Genomic DNA, 18,705 nt, shown 5'->3' with positions numbered 1-18,705 from the left:
CCTTGTGAGCAAGCAGATGACCCGTTCGACCATACGCTCCGCCTTGCGCGGACTGCGCACCACCGCCGTCGCCGCCGGCATCGGCCTGGCCCTTTTCGCCACCGGCGCGCAGGCGCAGGGCGCGCGCAGCGAAAGCACGATGATCAAGCTGATCCGCGGCCTGATCGACAGCGGCGCACTGAAGCCGGAAGTGGGGCAGGCATTGCTGGAGGAAGCCCAGCGCGAGGCCGCGCCGGCCACAGCGGCGTCGGCGATCGCCGCGCAGCCGGGCGACGTGCGGGTGCCGTACATCCCGGACACCGTGCGCGACGGCATCCGCGACGAAGTCAAAGCGCAAGTCATGGCACAGGCCAAGGCCGAGCGCTGGGCGGCGCCGGAGCAGGTGCCGGAGTGGACGCAGCGCCTGCGCGTGCAGGGCGACGTGCGCGTGCGCAACGAATCGCGCCTGTATTCGGAGCGCAACAGCGACATCGAGGTCGACTGGAGCCGCATCAACGCAGGGTCCGGCTACGACATCAACGAGAACACCAATCTCAACCTGCCGCCGCTGCGCAATACCCGCGAGGACCGCAACAATTCCTGGCGCATCCGCGCGCGCATCGGAGTGGTCGCCGACCTGGGCGAACACACCCGCGCCGGCGTGCGCCTGGCGTCGGGCAGCGACGACGGCCCGGTGTCCACCACGCAGACCCTGGGTGGCGGCCTGGCCAAGAAGGACGCATGGCTGGATCAAGCGTGGCTGTCCTGGTCGCCGGTCGACTGGATGGAGATCGTCGGCGGCCGCTTCGGCAATCCCTACTGGTCCACCGACACCCTGTTCTCCAACGACCTGAACTTCGACGGCATCGCGTTCAAGTACGCCGACGAAGTGGGGCCCGACGGCCTGTCGCTGTTCGCCACGCTGGGCATGACCCCGCTGGAGTATTCGTCCGACGGTTTCCCCAGCACCAGCCAGAACAAGATGCAGAGCGAGAACAAGTGGCTCAACGGCCTGCAGGTGGGCGCGGGCTGGGAGTTCGGCAACGCGCAGAAGCTGCGTGCGGCGGTGGCTTACTACGACTTCCGCAACGTCGCCGGCGAGTTGTCGCAGCCCTGCGCGCTGTATGCCGGCGCCGACCATTGCAGCACCGATTGGTCGCGTCCGGCGTTCATGCAGAAGGGCAACACGCTGATGCTGCTGCGCGATATCGCGCTGGATCCGCTGGACCCGGCCAACACGCCGCTGCCGCAGTACGTGGGCCTGGCGTCGGAGTTCGAACTGCTGGATGTCAACCTGAAATGGGAAGCGCCGGCGTTCGCCGGCTACGGCGTGCGCCTGGAAGCGAACTGGCTGCAGAACCTGGCCTACGACCCGGCCGAAATGTGGAAGCGCGCCAACGGCGGCATCGTCACCAACCTGGGCGCAGCGGCCGGCGCCGTCGCCGGGCCGCAGGATATCCGCAGCGGCGATACCGCCTACTTGGCGCAGGCCACGTTCGGCAACCTGGCGCTCACCCAATCCGGGGACTGGAACGCCTGGCTGGGCTACAAGCGGATCGAGGCCGATGCACTGCCCGACGGCTTCAACGACTCCAACTTCCATCTGGGCGGAACCAATGCCAAGGGCTACTACCTCGGCGCCTCCTACATGTTCGACAAGAACGTGTGGTTGAGCGGGCGCTGGATGGCGGCCAAGGAAGTGACGGGCGCGCCGTTGTCGATCGACCTGTTCCAGCTGGAAGTCAACGCCGGCTTCTGACGCATCCAGTGGCCCCGGAACGCCGTGCGTCGATACGTACGGCAATACCAATACCCCTTGTTGCACCAACGACATCGAACCAGACGGGACACGACATGACTTCCGAAACAATGGACGCCGCAGCCACATCGCCGACGGACCACGCCGCCGGCGCGCCGCCTCACGCCGGCACGCCGCCGCAGCCGGCGGCCTCGCCTTGGCCGATGTTCTATCGCCGGCCGGTGCTGCTTTCCTCGCACGACCACGCGGATTGGCGCGTGCGCCCGGCCGGCGTGGGCTTCGCCGCGCGCAGCCACTCGGTGCCGGTGGTGGCCGGCGAGTTCGCCGCGGCGTCGCGTTGCTACCCGCTGGTCTTCGCCGGCAACGACTACATGCCGATGGCGCTGCTGGGGCTGCAGGCGGACAGCAACCGCTTCGTCGACGGGGAGGCCTGGGCGGCCGGCAGTTATGTTCCCGCCTACGTGCGCCGCTATCCGTTCGTGTTCGTGCAGATGGACGAACCGGAAGGCTACGCGCTGGCGATCGACGCCGAGGCCGACATGGTGGTCGCGTCCGGTGAGGAGGGACTCGCCTTGTTCGAAGGCGGCCAGCCCAGCGAGTTGACCCGGCAGGCGCTGCAGTTCTGCGAAGCCTTCACCCGCGAAGACCGGGCGACCCGGCAGTTCACCGCGCAACTGGCCGCACAGGGCCTGCTGCTGGAGCGTACCGCCAACATCACCTTCCCCGACGGCCGCAAGGCCAGCATCGACGGCTTCCACGTGGTGGACACGGAAAAGTTCGCCACGCTATCCGAGGAGGTCATCGTCCAGTGGCACCGCAACGGATGGCTGTCGCTGGTGCATTTCCATCTGGCTTCGCTGGCGCGCTTCACTGACCTGATGGCGCGTTGAGCCGCCGGGTCGGCATCTTCGGCCAAGTACTTTGGCAGCGGCGATCCCAGGGCCTGCGACCACCACGTGGCGAGCTCCTGCGGATCCGCCGTGTCGATGGTGATAGCGTGAATTTCGTGTTCTTTCCTTGTCGATGGATAGCGAATCAGCGCGCGCTGTCGATGATGGAGCCGCCGTCGGGGGTGAGGCTCGACCCGGTGATGAACTGGCTGTCCTTGCTGGCCAGGAACAGCACGACCGGGGCAATGTCGTCTTCTGGCGAGCCATAGCGGCCCAGCGGATTGGTCGGCGCCGGCACGTTGGCATCCGCTCCCCAAGTTTCAGCGACCGGCAGCACGTTGTTCACGGTGATCTTGTCGGCCGCCCACTCGCGTGCGGCGGTACGGGTCAAGGCGCGCACAGCTTCTTTTGCCATGTTGTAGGGTGCATAGCCGGCCAGTCCGACAACGCCGGCCATCGAGCCGAAGTTGATGATGCGTCCCTCGCCGCTTGCCTTCAGGTGGGGATGGGCCGCCTGCATCGCGCGCAGATAGGCGATGGGACCGAGGTCGAAATTGCGTTGCAACTGCTCCGTCGACAGATCGAGGACGGACGAGAACGGCGCGGTGGGATCGAAGGCGTTGTTCACCAAGATGTCGATGCCGCCATAGGTGGCCGCTACCTTGGCGATCGCGTCCTCGAGTTGCTCGGCATTGCCGATGTCGCAGGGAACGCCAAGCGCGCTGCCGCCGGCAGCGGTGATGTCGGCCACGACCGCATCCACGTTCGCTGGCGTGAGAGAGAGGACGGCAACCTTGGCGCCTTGTGCTGCGAACAGCTTGGCAGTGGCGCGACCGATGCCGCGACCGGCACCCGTGACGATGGCTACTTTTCCGTTGAGGCGGGACATGGATTTCTCCTAGGAGGGTCAAAAATTGCTCTGTTGCGCCGCGAACACCGCGCCATATGTCGAAGGAGTGTCGCGAGCGAAGTTTTGCGTGGAAAACGAGACGACCAGCAGCACCAGGCCCAGGAACGCCGGTAGCGCGCCCTTGGGCTTGCGTATGCCCAGGTGCGCGGAGCCGGACAGCAGCAGGTGAAAGAACATGCCGGCATAGGCCAGGTCGCTCAGGGGCACGCTGACGCGCGACAGGATGGCCAGCGGCCCGAGCAGCTTGATCGCGATCATGAGCGGCACAAGGTAGGAAGCGGGATAGTTCAATTCGACCAGCGCTTGGCGTACCCAGTCCTTCCTGACGAGATAGAGCGTAGCGGAAGCGATATATAGAAATGTCAGTAATGTGGTGCTGACCCAGTAGACATATTGCGCAACCATAACGGGTTCCTAAATTCGGTTCAGATCGACTTCCTCCAAGAATGTCGTCTAAGATGAAACGCAACAAGTAGGATGAATAAGTGGTACTTAGTATGGAAAACATGACGAATGGCAATTCCGCCGTGAACATGCACGAGGAAATGCGTCGCGCGTTCGCACTGCTCTCGGGTAAATGGAAGCTGGAAATCATGTGGCTGCTCAACCAGCGGGTCTACCGCTTTGGGGAGCTACGCAAGGCGATTGCTGGCATCACTCAACACATGCTGACGGCACAGCTGCGCGAGCTGGAGGCCGACGGACTCGTATCGCGCACGGTGTTTCCGGAGGTGCCGCCCCGTGTCGAGTACGCGATCACGACCAAGGCGCGTGGCCTCGGGCCGACCATGGAAGCGTTGACGGTCTGGTGGAACGAGCACGGAGGCAGCGTGCCGGCGAAGCCGGCCGCACGCGGACGTAAAGCCAATACCGCGGGACGGAAGACGAAGTGATCTTCATGCCGTCAACGTGGCTGTAGGCGCGCCGTTGGTTGGTCGTCGGAACTCGACCTCAGTGCGCTGGAATATCTGAATATTGCGAATATTCAAGAGCGCGGTTCGGTTGTTGGTAGGCAACCAATAAGCAATCCAGGGACGTCGGGTTTAGTTCCAGGGGCTGCGGTAACTGGTCGCAATCCCGGCGTTGGAATGTTGCCACTTGCGCGTTACGCGTCACCGGGTGGAGATCCACCCGGCGCGCAGCCGGTGCTCAGAGCTTCAGGCTCAACGACACGAACGCGGACCGCGTGGGCGCGGGCGAGAACATCGGGCGTGCGTCGCTGCCCCAGAAGAAGCTGTCGTACCAGACGTAGGCGTATTCGCGGCCGGTCACGTTCTTGAGCTGCAGGTCGATGCGCGCGCGTTCGGAGAGCCGGTAGCCGGCGCTCAGGTCGAGCACCGCGAAGCCACCGAACTTGCCTTCGGTGTTGCGCGCTTCCAGGTAGTAGTCGCCCTGCGCACGTGCCTGCGCGCCGAAGCGCAGGCGCTCGGAGGCGTCGAACTCCACGCCGATGTTGGAGATGAAGCGCGGCGTCGCCAGGACTTCGTTGCCGGCGAGGGAGGTACCGTCGTCGGCGAACGCGCTGACCACCTTGGCCTCCTGGTAGGCGTGCGAGCCCCACAGCGACCAGCGCTCGCCGATGCGCGTGCTGGCCTGCAGGTCGACGCCACGCCGGCGCGTCTGCCCCAGGCCGACGGTGGTGCCGGTGGCCGGCATGTTGGCCACCTCGTCGGTGGCGTCCTGCTGCCAGATGGCCAGCCGGACGTCGGTGCCGTTGGCCCCGCTGAACTTGATGCCGGCTTCCTTGCCGGTGTTGACCGACGGTGCGAAGGCTTTCTGGCCGGCGGTGAGGTAGGCGGGCGCGGTGGAGCCGGTGAGGATCTGGAACGTGCGGCCCCAGTTGGCGTAGACGTTCAGCGCCGGGGTGAGCGCGTACATCACGCTGAGCTTGGGCTGCTCGATGGTGCCGTAGCGTTGCAGCGGCGCCTCGATGCCGCCGGGCAGCCGGGTGTGGCCATCGAAGCGGTCGACGCGGAATGCCGGCACGATCCGCAGCGCGGTCACGGGCGCATAGATCGCCTGGACGTAGGCGCCGGTGTTGTCGAGCGTGTAGCGGTCGTCGTTCTGGATGCGCCTCGGCGCGGCATCGAAGTCGGTCGGGATGCCGAAGCGGAAGCGGCTGCGCCGGTAGCGGTTGTCCTGATGCTCGCGGTTCACCCCGCCTTCGAGGGTGAGCGTGTCGCCGGCCACCCAGGTCAGCGTCGACAGCAGGCCGGTCTGGCGCTCGTTCCATTCGCGGCGCTGGCGCGGCGCATCGCCCACGGGGTAGTCGCTGAAGGTGACGTAGCGGTCGTCGTCGTAGCCGTTGTAGTACAGCTTGCTGCTCAGGTGCACGTTGTCGGACAGCCGCAGATCCAGGTGGGTGCTCAGTTGCCGCATGTCGCGATCGTCAAAGTCGTTGGCATTGCGCGGATCGGATGCGCGGCGGTCGGCGGTGAGCTCCTCGGCGGTCATGAATCCCGACTCGTCGGCCTCATGGTGGTACAGGCGGGCGATCACGCCGAACTTCGCCACGTCCGCGTCGCTGCCGAAGAACCATTTGCTGCCGACGCTGATCTTCTTCGAGCCGTCGTGCGCGCGGTAGCCATCGGACGCCTGCGCGCCGAGGAAATAGTTCTGCGCGAAGCCGTCGGCTTCGCGGCCCAGCGCGATCTGCGCCTCGCGGGTGTCGAAGCTGCCGTAGGTCAGCCGCGCATCGGTGTAGTCGCCGCCCTGGCGGGTGCCGAAGTTGATGTTGCCGCCGATGTTGTGCAGGCCGTAGCGCGGGTCGTTGGTGCCGCGGACGACCTCGATGTAGTCGATCTCCAGCGGGAAGAGCATGTCGATGAAGCGCTGGTTGCCGCTGTTGACGTTGCTTGGAATGCCGTCGATCAGGGTCTTGATGCCGTTGAGGTAGCCTTCGCCGTTGAAGGCGCGGAAGGTCACCTTGCCCGACTCGGCGCCCTGGCGCGTCTCGGTCAGCTGCATGCCCGGCATCTGGCCCAGCAGTTCCCAGCTCTGCATGACCGCCTTGTCCTCGATCCGCTCGGCACCCAGGACATCGACCGAGGTCAGCACCTCGTTGGCGGTCAGCTGGGCCTGGCCGTTGCGCACCTGCACGGCGCCCATGGTGGTGGCGGCGCCTTGCACTTCCGCGTAGGCGGCGGTGCTGGATTGGGCCGCAAGGACAGCGGCGATGAGGCGGATCTTCATGGGGAGGGATGCTCGTGAGTTCGTCGGCCGTTGCGGCCTCGGTCAAAGGGAGGAACGGCGGGCCGCACCGGGATCGGTGGGCGCGAACGCCGGCGCGCGCGCGAAGTCGTCCGCCGTGAACGGCCGGTCGCGGAACAGGTAGCCGTAGTAGAAGTGGCGCAGTTCGCCGTGGTAGGCGCGGATGCGGTCCTGGTAGGCCAGGTGCGCGCCCATGTCGGTGGATGCCCAGCGCGTCAGCAGCGCCTGCATGCCGACCGGCGGCAACAGCCAGCCCAGGCGCGTGGCTGCGGCCGAGCGGTGCTCGATGCCGTGGCGATAGGCCGCCGCCATCGCGGCCACGCTGTCGTCCCCATTCTGGTGGAAGGCCAGGTACCACTTGTAGTGGAAGGCGGTGCCGAGCGGCGCGGAATCGCTCCATTGCGGATGCCGCGCGTAGAACCGCTGCATGGTGACCTCGCGCGGGATGTCCCAGGCGCGGTTGACCGCCTCGCGCTGTGCGCGCGCGATTTCGGCGCCCTGGTCGACCGGGATCGCGCGCTCGATGGCCACATGCGACAGCGCCGGCAGTACCAGCGCGATCGCCACCCATGCGCTGACCAGCGCTGCGGCATTGGCCGCCGACGACCAGCCCCGCAGCGCCACCACAAGCGCCAATGCGATCCAGAACAACAGATACGCCGCGGTCAATCCGACGACGCCGACGATCTGCACGAACGGCACCTGCTGCTGTAGCGCGAAGCAAGCGAAGGGGATCGACACGCACGCCAGCAACGCGGCCCAGCGCACCACGCTGCGGCGCAGATACAGCCGGCGCAACGACGCGGGCAGGGCGCCGAGCAGGCGCTCGCGCCCGGACTCGGTGTCGGCCGAGCGCAGGTCGTGGAACAGCACAATGGCGAACACCGGCAGCAGGAACGTCAGCAGGAACGCGAAGTCGAAGCGCCCGGCCAGCGCCAGTTCGGGATTGAAGGTGTCGCCGTCGTGGATCTGCGCTTCCAGGCCCAGCGCGCGGACCCGCAGGATGTAGGGAGCGACATCGCGCATGCCGACCGCGGCGAAGGCCAGCGGGGCCGGGGCGTCCCACGTGGGATGGAAGGTGTAGTAGGCCGCGCTGCCCGCGTCGGTCGACGTGCCATGCGCTTTCATCACCGCCGCGAGGTCCACCTGCTGCAACGACGCGATGCGCGCGATCGCCTCGCGTTGGCTGCCGATGCGCTGCAGCCCCGACGCCAGGCTCGCTACCGCCAGCAACGCCAGCAGCGCAAGCCCGGCCATGGACATCCGCGAGCGCAGCACCATCAGGATTTCATAGCGCCAGATGTTCATCGCGTCGCCCCCAGTCGGCGTGTCGCCAGGCCAAGCAGCGCGAGTGCGGCCAGCAGCCACGCAAGCAGCACCAGCGCACTCGGGAGCAACGCCTGCAGCACGGCGGCTGACGCGCGCGGAACGAAGGCGAAGGCCGGGATGTCCTGCCAGTGCCCGCTGTCCACGCGCTTGCGCCGGTCGGCGCCCGCGTCGGCGGCGGTGTCGTCGGCATACGACACGCCATCGGCCTGCAACTGGTTGAGCTGCTGCACCATCCGGTAGCGGTGCGCTTCGGCCTGCTCCAGGAAGCGCAGATGCGCGGACAGGTCGGTCGCGGCCGCGGCCATCGACAGCTGGCGCAGCGCGATCGCCGGGCTCAGCGCGGCGAAGGCGGCGACCAGCCTGTTTTGCCGGTGCTGGATGTCGGCGCTGCGCGCGGCGTAGGCGTTGAACAGCCCGGACGTGAGGCGTTCGCCTTCCACCGCCACCAGGCCCTTGTAGTTGACCGGCAGGTCCTCGATGCGGGCGACGCCGTAGCGCGCCAGCACGTCGCGCTTGAAGCCGGAGAAGTACGCATCGTTCGGGTCGTGGCTGTCGCCGATCGCGCGCAGGTCCGCACCGATGGCCACATCGGTCTGCAGCCGGTCGGGCAGCGGATGCGCGGCGTAGGCCACGTCCGGCGCGATCCGCGGCACCAGCAGCGCGGTCAGCGCCCACAACGCGACCAGCGCCAGCAGCGCATCGCGCCGGCGCGGGATCAGGCCCGACAGCGCCACGATCAGCACGCACCACAGTGCCAGGTACAGCGCATAGGCCGACGCCAGCGCCAGCGCGACGGCAGCCGATGCGCCGGGCGCGGCGGCCATGCTCGCCAGGCCAGCGAAGGCCGGCAACAGGAACACCGCGGCCACCGCCAGCAACGCGCCGAGCTTGCCGGACACGATGACCCGGCCCGATGCGCCCTGCAGCATCAGCTGGCGCAAGGTGCCGCGTTCCCGCTCCTGGGCCAGCACCCCGTGGCCGAGGAAGATCAGCACCAGCGGCGCCAGGATCTGCAGCACGAACGCCGGCGTCAGCTGGCCGAACCGCACCAGCACCGAGCTTTGCATGACGTCGCCGAAGTTGGCCGTGTTCTGGCGGTGGCCTTCCAGGAACATGCTGCTGCCGGTGAACGGATCGACGCCGGCATCGAAGGCGGCCAGCGCCGACGGCAGCCGATAGACGAAATGTCCGTAGTGCACCACGCGGTGCGGATGGCGGTCCGGCTGGTTGTCGAACGCCGTCTGCGCCGCCGCCTGCTGGCGGGCACGGTAGTCCGCGGCGGCGCCCATGTGGTGCATCGACACGACGGTGGAGACCACCGCCAGCATCGCCAGCAACACCACGCCGGTCAGCGCGGTGCGGTTGCGCGCCATCGCCCGCCACTCGTTGCGCATCACCGAAGCGACGACGCTCATGCCGCCTGCGCCCGCCCGGCGAAATGCGCGTGCAGCGCGGCCAGGTCGAACTGGCCCCTGTCCGCCGCGTAGGCGATGCGGCCGCGTTCGAGCACGCCGATCCGGTCGGCGACCTCCATCGCGCCGACCAGGTCGTGGGTCACCATCAGCACCGAGGTGCCGCGCGCGCGGACCGATTCGAGCAACGCATGGAAGTCGGCGCTGGCGCCCGGGTCGAGGCCGGAGGTCGGCTCGTCGAGCAACAGCAGCGGCACTTCGCGCATCAGCGCCGCCGCGATCGCGACCTTCTGCCGCATGCCCTTGGAGAAGCCCGACAGCCGCTGCGTCCATGCCGGCTGCTGCAGGCCCGCCCCGCGCAGGGCCTCGTGGATGGCATCGCGGGATTGCCTGCGCCCGCTCAGCGAGAGCAGGTAGTCGACATTCTCCAGCGCCGAGAGGTGCTCGTAGAGCGCCACGTTCTCGGGCAGGTAGGCCAGTTGCGCGCGTGCCTTCGCCGGCTCCCGCCAAGGCTCGATCCCGGCCACGAACACGTGCCCCGCGGCGGGCTTGATGAAGCCGAGCAGGGCCGACAGCGTGGTCGACTTGCCGGCACCGTTGCCGCCGAGCAACGCATAGATGCAGCCGGGCTCCACGCGCAGGTCGAGCCCGGACAGCACGGGCTTGTCCGCATAGGAAACGGAGAGCTGGCGGATATCCACCGGGAGGGATGTGGCGAGCATGCATGGGCCCAGTCGCGCGAAACGGCCCGCATGTTAATGTAATAACATTACATTTCCAAGGGGCGAGGCGATCACGGCCTGCGTCGTTCCGGGTGACAAGCCCCTGTCCAGCTGCCTACCCAGTCGCCCCTCGGCCGCCACAGTGCCGCGGCAGGTTCGCGTGAGGCGGCCGCGGGGCCGCTGCGCGCGCAGTGGTGGATCGCCTCGACCAGGGCGGCGTCGAACTGTTCAGCCGCTGTGCCGGCGGACAAGCAGTTGGGTCCGGCCATCGGCGCAATTCATGCCCGGCGTATCGCTGGACACTGCAGGCGCTGGCCGAGCATGCCTGCAGATCGCGCTCGGCCTTCGCCCGCAGATTCAGCGAGGTTGCTATTGCCCGGCGACAGACGGGATGAGTTCCATGATTTCGTTGATCGACGGCGATTCTGTACCAGAGTCCGATGACCGGGCTCGACGGCTACCTATCAGTGCACGTACGGGTCGCATTGCGTTCGATCTCCCCAGGCGCACCGCCACCACGTGCGTCGCGGCGAGTCGCTGGCCCAGCCGTTGTCCAGTCGCCGGGGCCGCGGCGCGGGGCCGAATCCCATGCATCATCGGGCAGTGTATGGCGCCCACCGGCGAGCACTACGATGCACTATGGATGCCGGCCGCGCGCTCCGGGTAGGTACGGCCGCTAGCGATGTTCATCCAGGGAGCTGGCGCGGCGCGAACGCTCGGGATGGCATGTTCTTGTCGATGAGATCGGACAGAAAGGAAAGCACGAGTTCGCCTTTGTCTTCCCAGATGAGCTCTATCGGCCTTCGATCATCGAGGGCTGGAATCTGCTCTTCGGTTATCCAGCGGTAGACGTGCTCCGGGTCGCTGTCGAGCTGAAGCGCAAGATTGGCGACTTGGCGGACGATGCCGTGCTTCATGACGGTGGCCTCCTGTTCTTTGCCTGTGGGTAGACGGAGAAGGGCGAGTTCCGCTCGCGCGAATGGAACGCAGGATCCGCTCCAGGCCGGGCGTGAACCGATCGGGCGAACATGCGTATGCACTTGCGCGCGCACATGCCGGGCCGGGACCTGGAAGGGCGCAGGAGCGCCCCTTCATGCAGCGCGGTCACCGGGTGACGAAGACGGCAACAAGCAGCGCAAGAAAGATTCCAGCGTTGAGCTTGGGCTCCCGGTACTCCATGAACATGAACGTGATTGCGAGCCATCCAAGCGCCGCCGCGATCGACAGGACCAGCATCGGCGTCTCGCTCAGCAGGTCCCTGGCCCGCCAAGCCAGGAAGACCCCGAGCAGTCCGAAGGCAACCTGCCCCAGCGAAAAGGCGGAGTTCAGTCCGTAGTACAGCGTGGTTTCCAAGCTCGGTTCGCGTTTCCCGCGTAGATGCTGGGATATCACGTCGATGGCGAAATGCAGCACCCCGCTCAGGGCGAGCCAGCCGTAGGCCGCGTAGACGATGTACTTGTGCATGGTGGTTGCTCCTGAGGATCGGCGGGACGGGCGGCTTCTCGCGGGCGACTGCAGCTACGCGCCGGCGCACGGCCCATTGGCGTAGGTAGCCACGTGGCTCGGCCGTCGGGGAAGAAATCCGGTGCAGGGATGGCGGCGGCAGCGCGAGCGATCATTTCCCGATGTACGCCATGTCGGGAGCGCGTGTGTGGACCGCAGGGAAAGGCGCTCCCGTCAGCCGTTCCGACTCGCGCCACAGCTTTTCGGCGCCGCTCACGTCCAGCGCTTGCGCAGGCACCTTGGCGATGGCAGGGTGGCCTCGCGTCTCGCTCAGCTTGTCCGGGCCGTAGTAGCTGCCGCCTTGAACCTGCGGCGAAGTCGCGGCGAAAAGCGTGGGCAAGGCGCCCTGCGCGGCCGGCTGGAACAGGAACCACAGGACGCGGCGGGCGAGGCCGGAAGCGCTCCTGGCGCCCGCGCCATTGGGCAACAGATCGGTGCGCGAAACGCCCGGATGAGCCGCCACGCTCCGTATTCCCCAGCCAGCCGCATCGCTGTGGCGTTGCAACTGGAGCGCGAACATCAGGCAGGCCAGTTTCGACTGGCTATAGGCGACCATCGGCTTGTAGCCGCGCTCGGACTGCAGATCGTCGAAGTTGATCGTACCGCTGCGCGCGGCGACGCTTGAGAGCGCGACCACGCGCGGCTGGCTGGCCTTGCGCAGCAGCGGCAGCAGCTGCGCTGTCAGGAAAAAATGGCCGAGGTGGTTGGTGCCGAACTGCAGTTCGAACCCGTCGGCGGTCACCTGCCGCTTCGGAGGCGCCATCACCCCGGCGTTGTTGATCAGCAGATCGAGGCAGTCGATCGAGGAGCGCAGCCGCTCCGCGAACGCCCCGATGGAACCGAAGCTGGCGAGGTCCAGCGCTTCGAACCGCACATCCGCGTTGGGCACGCGTTTGCGGATCTGTTCGACCGCGAGCGCCCCTTTCGACGGGTTTCTACCGGCAATGATGACCTGCGCACCGGCGCGTGACAGCGCCAGCGCATCTTCGAACCCGAGGCCTCCCGTGCCGGTGACGACCGCTATGCGACCGCGTTGAGAGGGTGTGTCTGAAGCTTTCCAGTGGGCCATGGTGGTCGCCTTTAGAGTGGTTGCGCAAAGTGCATTAAAAATTGCACTCAGTGCATAATGTAAGTATCCGGATCCGGCTTTGCAACCGGCTGTTGGGCGCCGTGGACTCTTTTCCTTCAAGGGACCGTAGTGCCGTACCGGGGAGAGCGCGGGAACTACGCAACGGGCCGGACGGAATGATTGTTCGCGCCGCCGGATGGCAGGGGGCTGCCGCGCGCCAGCGGCAGCGCCGCGTGCCGCGCCTGCGCGTGGCCGAGCCACAGGCCCAGCGCCACCCACAGCAGCGCCAGCGGCACGACCACGCCGGCCAGGCCACCCATCGCCAGCCCGACCCGGCCCAGCGCACCCTCGGTCTGCGCTCCCACCACATCGCCTGCGCGGTGGATGAAGGTGTCGACGAGCGCCTTGGCCTTGTATTTGCCTTCGCGGTCGACCACGGTGAACAGCGCCTCGCGCGCCGGTTGGGTGATGCCGCGTTGCACTGCGTGGGTCACGGCCTCCAGCAGCACCAATACCGCGAACGAGCCGTAGATCGCCAACCCGACGAAGCCGGCCGCGGTGGCCACCGGCAGGATCGCCAGCGCGACGCCCAGGCCGAAGCGCTTGATGATCCGTCCGGCCAGGGTGAGCTGCAGCGCCAGCGCAGCGACATGCGTCCACATGTCCATCTTGCCCAGGATCGCCGCGCGCGCATCGATGCCGTCGGCGATCGCCGCGACCATCTGCAGGCGGGTGAAGTACACGAAGGTCACCATCACCGCCATCAGCATCACGTAGCCGGCGATGCAGGCCAGATAGGGCGAGCGGAGAACCAGGCCGATGCCGGCCCAGGCGCTGCCGCCGATGCGCGCGGCGTCATCCGCGCGCAGCGACGCGGCCAGGCCGGTGTCGGCCGCACGGTCGGGCACGACCCTCAGCAGCAGCCAGGCGGCCAGCATGCCCAGCAGCAGGAAGCCGCTGGCGACCAGCAACAGGCTGGGCGTGCCGAGCGGCTCGGCCAACTGCGAGGCGAGCCATGGGCCAAAGATCGCACCGAGCGTGCCGCCGATCGAGATCAGGGCGAAGAACCGCCTGCCCTGGTCGCTGCTGAAGCGTTCGGTCACCAATGCCCAGAACACCATGGTGACGAACAGGTTGAACACGTTGAACCAGACGTAGAACACTTGGCCGGCCCCCTGGCGTACCGCACCGGGTGCGAACGTCATCAGGCCCCAGAAGCCAACGAGGGTCAGCGCGAGGAAGCCGTAGGTCGCGCCGACGAACTGCAGCCGGCGCAAGCGGCTGACCAGCCAGCCGAACAGCGGGTTCGCCGCCAGCGTCAACACCGCGGTCACGGTGATCAGCCGGCGTACGCCTTCGATCTCGTGCTCCATGCCCAGGGCGTCGCGCGCGGGCCGCAACACCATCAAGGCGGTCAGCACGAAGAAGAAGAACAGCGACGCGATCAGGACCGGCCCGAGCTCGTCGCGGCGGAGGTTGAACGCGGCCTCCCACAGGGGCGGGCGCTGGATGGGCATGTCGGTCCGGCTCATGGTGGTTCCCGGGCGCGCCGGCGCCCGGGACGCCAGCAGTCGATCGATTCGGTCGAGCACGCGGCGGCCTTGCCGGATGCTCACAGGAAGCAGTCGCAGACGGAACGCAGGCATCGCACAGGAGTGCAAACACGCGATGACAGCGTTCTGTGACCTTCTCCCGTGCGCGACGTGCTGACGCTTCGACGCTGGAGTCCAAGGCGCGCGGCCGTCGCCCGCAGTGGCCGATGGATCAGCGGGCGCGCGTGGGAAAGCGCGTGCCGGTGAGTTCTTCGCTGATCGTCCACAGGTAGGCCGCCACCGTCGCATCGTTGGCTGCGGCGGGAACGGCCGCCAAGCCGAGCGGGCCGGCGAACTCGTTCGGTCCGGTCGGACCGTAGTAGGCCCCGCCTCGCGCCTCGGCCGCGGTGGCGGCGTACAGGGTGGGCACCGCGCCCTGGGCGGCGGTCTGCATGTGCTGGCGGTTGCTGGACCACTGCCGGCCCTGTGCGCTGTCCAGGCCGGGACCGCGCGCAACCAGTTCGGTCACCGCGACGCCGGGATGGGCGGCGATGCTGCGGATGCCCCAGCCTTCGGCCTCGCTGTGCCGCTGTAGCTCGAAGGCGAACATCAGGCACGCCAGCTTGGACTGGGCATAGGCGCCCATCGGGTCGTAGGCCTGCTTGGATTGGAGATCGTCGAAATTGATGCGGCCGCGATGCGCTGCGATGCTGGACACCGTGACCACGCGAGGCGACGGGGACTTGCGCAGCAGCGGCAACAGCTCGGCGGTCAGGACGAAATGCCCGGCGTAGTTGGTGGCGAACTGCATCTCCAGGCCATCGGCCGACGTGCCGCGCTCCGGCGGCGCCATGATGGCGGCGTTGTTGATCAGGCCATCGAGCCGGGGCAGGGCGGTGCCCAGGCGTCGTGCCAGTGCGCGAACCGAGGACAGGTCGGCCAGATCGACGGCTTCGAACTGCACCTGTGCGTCGGGCGTGCGCTGCTTGATCCGGTCGATCGCCTCCTGGCCCCGCTGTGGGTTGCGCGCCGCGATCACCACCTGGGCGCCTGCAGCGGCCAGGGCTTGGGCATCTTCGTATCCCATGCCGCTGGTGCCGCCGGTGACTAGGAAAATGCGGCCTTTCTGCGAGGGAAGGTCGGCCAGACCCCAATCGGGCTTCGGCGGGTTCTGCGCAAGCGCGCTGCCTGTCGAGAAGGCGCAAGCCAGCAGCACGCAGAGGAGGGCGAGGCGGTTGCGCCATCCGTAGCCGGCGGCACGCGAGTCCCGGGAGCGGTGGCCGCCAGTGCCGGTGGCCAGCGTCGCGCGCTGGCGTCGAGAGAGAATCGTGCGAACTGTCCAGTTGGTCATGATCGTCTTCCTAAAGATGAAGGGGAGGAGGGGGGCCGAATTCCTTGGCTGCGGTAGCGGCATTCCGTATGGCGCTTGGTTCGACAAGGGCGGTGAAGCCATCCGAGGTGGAGTCGTGGCCGACGCCTTTTGCCGCGAGGTCGCGTGCGATGGCTTGAGTTGGCGGGAGGGGCCGATCCGGTAGCCGAGGCAGGGGGACCTCACGGCGGATCGGTGCGTTCGGCGTCGCCAGGCGAGCGTCGCATCCGTGTCCCTTCGCCAGATGCATCGTCGCCTCGCGTGGCGGGATCAGAAGCGCCTGCTGAGCCCGAGTACCACGCGCCCGAGTCCGTTGCGTCCGGGTTCCAGCAGCGGGCTGTCGCTGAGCTCGCTTGGCAGGAACCGATACTCGATAGACCCGAGCAGCTGCCACTGCGTCGTTCCGATCGGCTGCATCAGCGTCAGTCCGACGCGCGGGACCAGGGCCGATCCCGGCGCGTACGCGGCGACACCGCGTGCGACTTCCTCGTCGAGTATTCCGAAGTAGTAGTTGGCCAGATCCGCCGACATCCAGCTCGCGCCCGCGCTGGTCGCAAGCGTGCTGCGGTCGAACGACCACGTGTACCGATAGTCCAGGGAGATCTGGTAGCCGTCGCTGGCATCGGACATGTCGTGGACGGTCTCGAGCGCGATCGTGCCCCACGTCGAGCCGACGCTGGCGCGAAAGCCGGCATCGATGCCGTCGTCGCGATCGCTCAGCAGGTCGGGATTGACGCCGTTGGCGAGAAGCTCGGTCCGCCCGAGATCGCCGATGTCGAACCCGTCGAGCCGGGCGGACAGCAGCGCATCGAGCGTGAACCCGCCGGACTTGTACAAATGCACGCCGCCGGAGATGCCGCGCAGGAACACGCGTTCTCCCTCGTAGCTGACCAGGGGAAAGGGCCGTACCCGCGTCCCTTCGCCGGCATACGGGCTGTCGATGGCCGCAGCCCCGGCACCGAGGGACCACGCGCCGGAGGCGGGCGGGGACTGCTGGCCGAGCGCGGTGGCGGGAAGCGCGAGAAGCGCGAGCTTTACGAGGTTGCGTGCTGTCATGTTCATGCGGTGGCTGCCGTGGTGATGGGTGGGTGGATTGGTGGAGCGCGGACAATTCGCGCTATGGCGCGGAAGAAGCGGTGGTAGGCGCCGCAGGGGGGCCGGGATTTTCGTGCCGGCTGCCGGAAGGCGCAGGCGCGGCCTGCGCCGGCGGCGCGCTGCGCCGCGCTTGCGCGCGTCCCAGCCACAGGCCCAGCGCGGCCCACGCCAGCGCCAGCGGGACGACCGCGCCGACCAGTCCGCCCATGGCCAGGCCCAGCCGCCCGAGCACGCCTTCGGCCTGCGCGCCGACGACGTCGCCGACGCGGTACATGAAGGTGTCGACGAAGGCCTTGGCCTTGTACTTCTCCTCGCGGCTGACCACGGTGAACAGCGCCTCGCGCGCCGGCCGGGTGATGCCGCGCTGCACGGCGCGGTTGGCGGCCTCGAGCAGGATCAGCGCCGCGAACGAGCCGTAGATCGCCAGCCCGACGAAGCCGAGCGCGGTGGCGACCGGCAGGATCGCCAGCGTCACGCCCAGGCCGAAGCGCTGGATGATTTTCCCGGTCAGGGTGAACTGCAGGACCAACACCGCGACCTGCGTCCACATGTCGATGCTGCCCATGATCGCCGCGCGCGCGTCCAGCCCGTCCGCCGCGGCCGCGACCATCTGCAGGCGGGTGAAGTAGATGCAGGTCGCCAATACGGTCATCAGCACGATGTAGCCGGCGATGCCGGTCAGGTAGCGCGACCGGAACACCGCGCGCAGGCCCGCCCAGGCGCTGCCGCCGATCGGCCCGGCCTCCTTCGCCGATCCGGCCGCGGCGCCGGGCGCCTGGCTGCCCGCCCGGTCGGGCGCCACGCGCACCAGCAACCCGGCGGCAGCCAGGGCCAGCAGCAGGAATCCGCCCGCGACCAGCAGCAGGCTGGGCGTGCCGAGCGGCTCGGCCAGCTGCGAGGTCAGCCAGGGCCCGAAGATCGCGCCCAGGGTGCCGCCCACCGAGATCAGGGCGAAGAACCGCTTGCCCTGGTCGAGGCTGAAACGGTCGGCCAGCAGCGCCCAGAACACCATGGTGACGAACAGGTTGAACACGCTGAACCACACGTAGAACACCTGCCCGCTGCGCTGCCCGATCGCACCGGGCGCGAACGACAGCAAGGCCCAGAAGCCCAACAGGCTCAGCACGAAGAACCCGTAGGTGACGGCGATGAACTGCAGCCGCCGCAGGCGGCTGACCAGCCAGCCGAACAGCGGGTTCACCGCCAGCGTCACCATCGCGGTGCCGATGAACAGCCAGCGGATCCCCTCTATGCCGCGCTCCATGCCCAGCGCATCGCGGGCCGGGCGCAGCAGCATCAGCGCGGTCAGCACGCAGAAGAAGAACACGGATGCGATGAGTACCGGTCCGGCCTCTTCGCGGCGGAGATTGAACAGGGCCTGCAACGGGCTTGGGCGACGCGGTGCCGGTGTCGTGGTTCGACTCATGAGTGGGGTCCTGGTCGGTGCACGCCGCACGGGCGCGCGTTGGCAATTCAGTCGGTCAGGCGCGATGGATAGCGCGCGTCGCCGAGCTGTTCGCTGATGGCCCAGAGGCGGATCGCGGCCTGGGTGCCGGTTGCGGCGGCGGGCAGCTCGGCGAAGCCCAGTGGCCCGCGCATTCCCATCACGCCGGTCGGCCCGTAGTAGCGTCCGCCCCGTGCATCGGGCGCGGTGGCGGCGTACAGCGTCGGCAGCGCACCGCGCGCCGCCGGCTGCAGGATGAGTCGGCCCAGGCTGCGGCGCGCAGCACACCGGCGCGGGGCGAAGAAGTGCTCACGCACATCGGGCAGAAAACGCCCAACGCGCACGTAGCTTGCAACGTCGGTGTCGGTGTCGGCCGCAGCGAGAGCGCGTCGAGAGGGAGTGCCGGTAGCTGTCCAGTGGGCCATGATCGGTGCCTTGCGGTGGAGGGAAAGAGGGATCGGGCGCATGCAATCCATGCATCG

General features: G+C 67.8%; 17 protein-coding genes and 1 pseudogene. 3 read left to right on the top strand and 15 right to left on the bottom strand.

From position 1 onward, the window contains the following. Positions 1 to 16 precede the first annotated feature (16 nt). Together VDQ83_RS00425 and VDQ83_RS00420 are read left to right on the top strand one after the other, a co-directional pair. Positions 17 to 1,738 (top strand): putative porin, encoded by a 1,722-nt coding sequence (locus VDQ83_RS00425; RefSeq protein WP_455433471.1) that lies wholly within the window; start codon positions 17 to 19, stop codon positions 1,736 to 1,738. Positions 1,739 to 1,833: 95 nt separating this feature from the next. Then, on the top strand, positions 1,834 to 2,628 hold the full coding sequence (locus VDQ83_RS00420; RefSeq protein ID WP_455433470.1) for a SapC family protein: 795 nt from the start codon (positions 1,834 to 1,836) through the stop codon (positions 2,626 to 2,628). Here the strand turns inward: VDQ83_RS00420 and VDQ83_RS00415 are convergent. From VDQ83_RS00415 to VDQ83_RS00405, 3 genes and pseudogenes are all read right to left on the bottom strand, one after another. Then, positions 2,592 to 2,678, bottom strand: a pseudogene (locus VDQ83_RS00415) (hypothetical protein); the annotation flags it as partial. The gene VDQ83_RS00420 and the pseudogene VDQ83_RS00415 overlap by 37 nt on opposite strands. Before the next feature lie 95 nt (positions 2,679 to 2,773). Continuing rightward, positions 2,774 to 3,517 (bottom strand): SDR family NAD(P)-dependent oxidoreductase, encoded by a 744-nt coding sequence (locus VDQ83_RS00410; protein WP_455433469.1) that lies wholly within the window; start codon positions 3,515 to 3,517, stop codon positions 2,774 to 2,776. An 18-nt stretch (positions 3,518 to 3,535) separates the two neighbouring features. After that, entirely contained in the window at positions 3,536 to 3,943 is a 408-nt protein-coding gene (locus VDQ83_RS00405; protein WP_455433468.1) for a DoxX family protein, read from the bottom strand. A 92-nt stretch (positions 3,944 to 4,035) separates the two neighbouring features. Between VDQ83_RS00405 and VDQ83_RS00400 the strand changes: the two genes are divergently transcribed. Continuing rightward, the gene (locus VDQ83_RS00400) at positions 4,036 to 4,431 is read left to right on the top strand and encodes a winged helix-turn-helix transcriptional regulator (RefSeq protein WP_263395906.1); all 396 of its coding nucleotides are present in this window, start codon (positions 4,036 to 4,038) and stop codon (positions 4,429 to 4,431) included. Between the two features lie 256 nt (positions 4,432 to 4,687). Here the strand turns inward: VDQ83_RS00400 and VDQ83_RS00395 are convergent, their stop codons facing one another. The 12 genes from VDQ83_RS00395 to VDQ83_RS00340 form a co-directional block, all read right to left on the bottom strand. Next, on the bottom strand, positions 4,688 to 6,730 hold the full coding sequence (locus VDQ83_RS00395; protein WP_455433467.1) for a TonB-dependent receptor: 2,043 nt from the start codon (positions 6,728 to 6,730) through the stop codon (positions 4,688 to 4,690). Positions 6,731 to 6,772: 42 nt separating this feature from the next. Further along, positions 6,773 to 8,056 carry a DUF3526 domain-containing protein gene (locus VDQ83_RS00390; RefSeq protein WP_455433466.1) on the bottom strand — a complete coding sequence of 428 codons (1,284 nt, stop codon included), beginning with the start codon at positions 8,054 to 8,056 and terminating at the stop codon, positions 6,773 to 6,775. Continuing rightward, positions 8,053 to 9,492, bottom strand: coding sequence for an ABC transporter permease (locus VDQ83_RS00385; RefSeq protein ID WP_455433465.1), 1,440 nt, complete (start codon positions 9,490 to 9,492; stop codon positions 8,053 to 8,055). Before VDQ83_RS00385 ends, VDQ83_RS00390 begins: the two co-directional genes overlap by 4 nt. Further along, the gene (locus VDQ83_RS00380) at positions 9,489 to 10,211 is read right to left on the bottom strand and encodes an ABC transporter ATP-binding protein (protein ID WP_455433464.1); all 723 of its coding nucleotides are present in this window, start codon (positions 10,209 to 10,211) and stop codon (positions 9,489 to 9,491) included. The genes VDQ83_RS00385 and VDQ83_RS00380 overlap by 4 nt, the downstream gene beginning before the upstream one ends. 686 nt (positions 10,212 to 10,897) lie before the next feature. Next, the gene (locus VDQ83_RS00375) at positions 10,898 to 11,128 is read right to left on the bottom strand and encodes a hypothetical protein (protein ID WP_455433463.1); all 231 of its coding nucleotides are present in this window, start codon (positions 11,126 to 11,128) and stop codon (positions 10,898 to 10,900) included. Between the two features lie 187 nt (positions 11,129 to 11,315). Further along, a complete protein-coding gene (locus VDQ83_RS00370) occupies positions 11,316 to 11,675 on the bottom strand; it encodes a hypothetical protein (RefSeq protein ID WP_455433462.1) in 360 nt (119 codons plus the stop codon). A 151-nt stretch (positions 11,676 to 11,826) separates the two neighbouring features. Beyond that, complete coding sequence (locus VDQ83_RS00365; RefSeq protein WP_455433461.1) at positions 11,827 to 12,783, bottom strand: SDR family oxidoreductase; 957 nt, start codon at positions 12,781 to 12,783, stop codon at positions 11,827 to 11,829. Between the two features lie 155 nt (positions 12,784 to 12,938). Continuing rightward, complete coding sequence (locus VDQ83_RS00360; RefSeq protein WP_455433460.1) at positions 12,939 to 14,315, bottom strand: NTP/NDP exchange transporter; 1,377 nt, start codon at positions 14,313 to 14,315, stop codon at positions 12,939 to 12,941. Positions 14,316 to 14,547: 232 nt separating this feature from the next. Continuing rightward, a complete protein-coding gene (locus VDQ83_RS00355; RefSeq protein WP_455433459.1) occupies positions 14,548 to 15,666 on the bottom strand; it encodes an SDR family oxidoreductase in 1,119 nt (372 codons plus the stop codon). A 288-nt stretch (positions 15,667 to 15,954) separates the two neighbouring features. Further along, a complete protein-coding gene (locus tag VDQ83_RS00350; protein ID WP_455433458.1) occupies positions 15,955 to 16,746 on the bottom strand; it encodes a MipA/OmpV family protein in 792 nt (263 codons plus the stop codon). Between the two features lie 55 nt (positions 16,747 to 16,801). Next, complete coding sequence (locus VDQ83_RS00345; protein ID WP_455433457.1) at positions 16,802 to 18,205, bottom strand: NTP/NDP exchange transporter; 1,404 nt, start codon at positions 18,203 to 18,205, stop codon at positions 16,802 to 16,804. Between the two features lie 47 nt (positions 18,206 to 18,252). Beyond that, complete coding sequence (locus tag VDQ83_RS00340) at positions 18,253 to 18,690, bottom strand: hypothetical protein (RefSeq protein ID WP_455433456.1); 438 nt, start codon at positions 18,688 to 18,690, stop codon at positions 18,253 to 18,255. Positions 18,691 to 18,705: the final 15 nt, after the last annotated feature.

The sequence above is a fragment of the Xanthomonas sp. WHRI 7945 genome (assembly GCF_035026585.1).
This window is presented reverse-complemented; position numbering and strand designations above follow the sequence as displayed.

Bases quoted from the DNA above. Each gene is read 5' to 3' on its own strand.
- VDQ83_RS00425 (WP_455433471.1), top strand. From the start codon at position 17: ATGACCCGTTCGACCATACGCTCCGCCTTGCGCGGACTGCGCACCACC.
- VDQ83_RS00420 (WP_455433470.1), top strand. From the start codon at position 1,834: ATGACTTCCGAAACAATGGACGCCGCAGCCACATCGCCGACGGACCAC.
- VDQ83_RS00410 (WP_455433469.1), bottom strand. From the start codon at position 3,517: ATGTCCCGCCTCAACGGAAAAGTAGCCATCGTCACGGGTGCCGGTCGC.
- VDQ83_RS00405 (WP_455433468.1), bottom strand. From the start codon at position 3,943: ATGGTTGCGCAATATGTCTACTGGGTCAGCACCACATTACTGACATTT.
- VDQ83_RS00400 (WP_263395906.1), top strand. From the start codon at position 4,036: ATGGAAAACATGACGAATGGCAATTCCGCCGTGAACATGCACGAGGAA.
- VDQ83_RS00395 (WP_455433467.1), bottom strand. From the start codon at position 6,730: ATGAAGATCCGCCTCATCGCCGCTGTCCTTGCGGCCCAATCCAGCACC.
- VDQ83_RS00390 (WP_455433466.1), bottom strand. From the start codon at position 8,056: ATGAACATCTGGCGCTATGAAATCCTGATGGTGCTGCGCTCGCGGATG.
- VDQ83_RS00385 (WP_455433465.1), bottom strand. From the start codon at position 9,492: ATGAGCGTCGTCGCTTCGGTGATGCGCAACGAGTGGCGGGCGATGGCG.
- VDQ83_RS00380 (WP_455433464.1), bottom strand. From the start codon at position 10,211: ATGCTCGCCACATCCCTCCCGGTGGATATCCGCCAGCTCTCCGTTTCC.
- VDQ83_RS00375 (WP_455433463.1), bottom strand. From the start codon at position 11,128: ATGAAGCACGGCATCGTCCGCCAAGTCGCCAATCTTGCGCTTCAGCTC.
- VDQ83_RS00370 (WP_455433462.1), bottom strand. From the start codon at position 11,675: ATGCACAAGTACATCGTCTACGCGGCCTACGGCTGGCTCGCCCTGAGC.
- VDQ83_RS00365 (WP_455433461.1), bottom strand. From the start codon at position 12,783: ATGGCCCACTGGAAAGCTTCAGACACACCCTCTCAACGCGGTCGCATA.
- VDQ83_RS00360 (WP_455433460.1), bottom strand. From the start codon at position 14,315: ATGAGCCGGACCGACATGCCCATCCAGCGCCCGCCCCTGTGGGAGGCC.
- VDQ83_RS00355 (WP_455433459.1), bottom strand. From the start codon at position 15,666: ATGACCAACTGGACAGTTCGCACGATTCTCTCTCGACGCCAGCGCGCG.
- VDQ83_RS00350 (WP_455433458.1), bottom strand. From the start codon at position 16,746: ATGAACATGACAGCACGCAACCTCGTAAAGCTCGCGCTTCTCGCGCTT.
- VDQ83_RS00345 (WP_455433457.1), bottom strand. From the start codon at position 18,205: ATGAGTCGAACCACGACACCGGCACCGCGTCGCCCAAGCCCGTTGCAG.
- VDQ83_RS00340 (WP_455433456.1), bottom strand. From the start codon at position 18,690: ATGCGCCCGATCCCTCTTTCCCTCCACCGCAAGGCACCGATCATGGCC.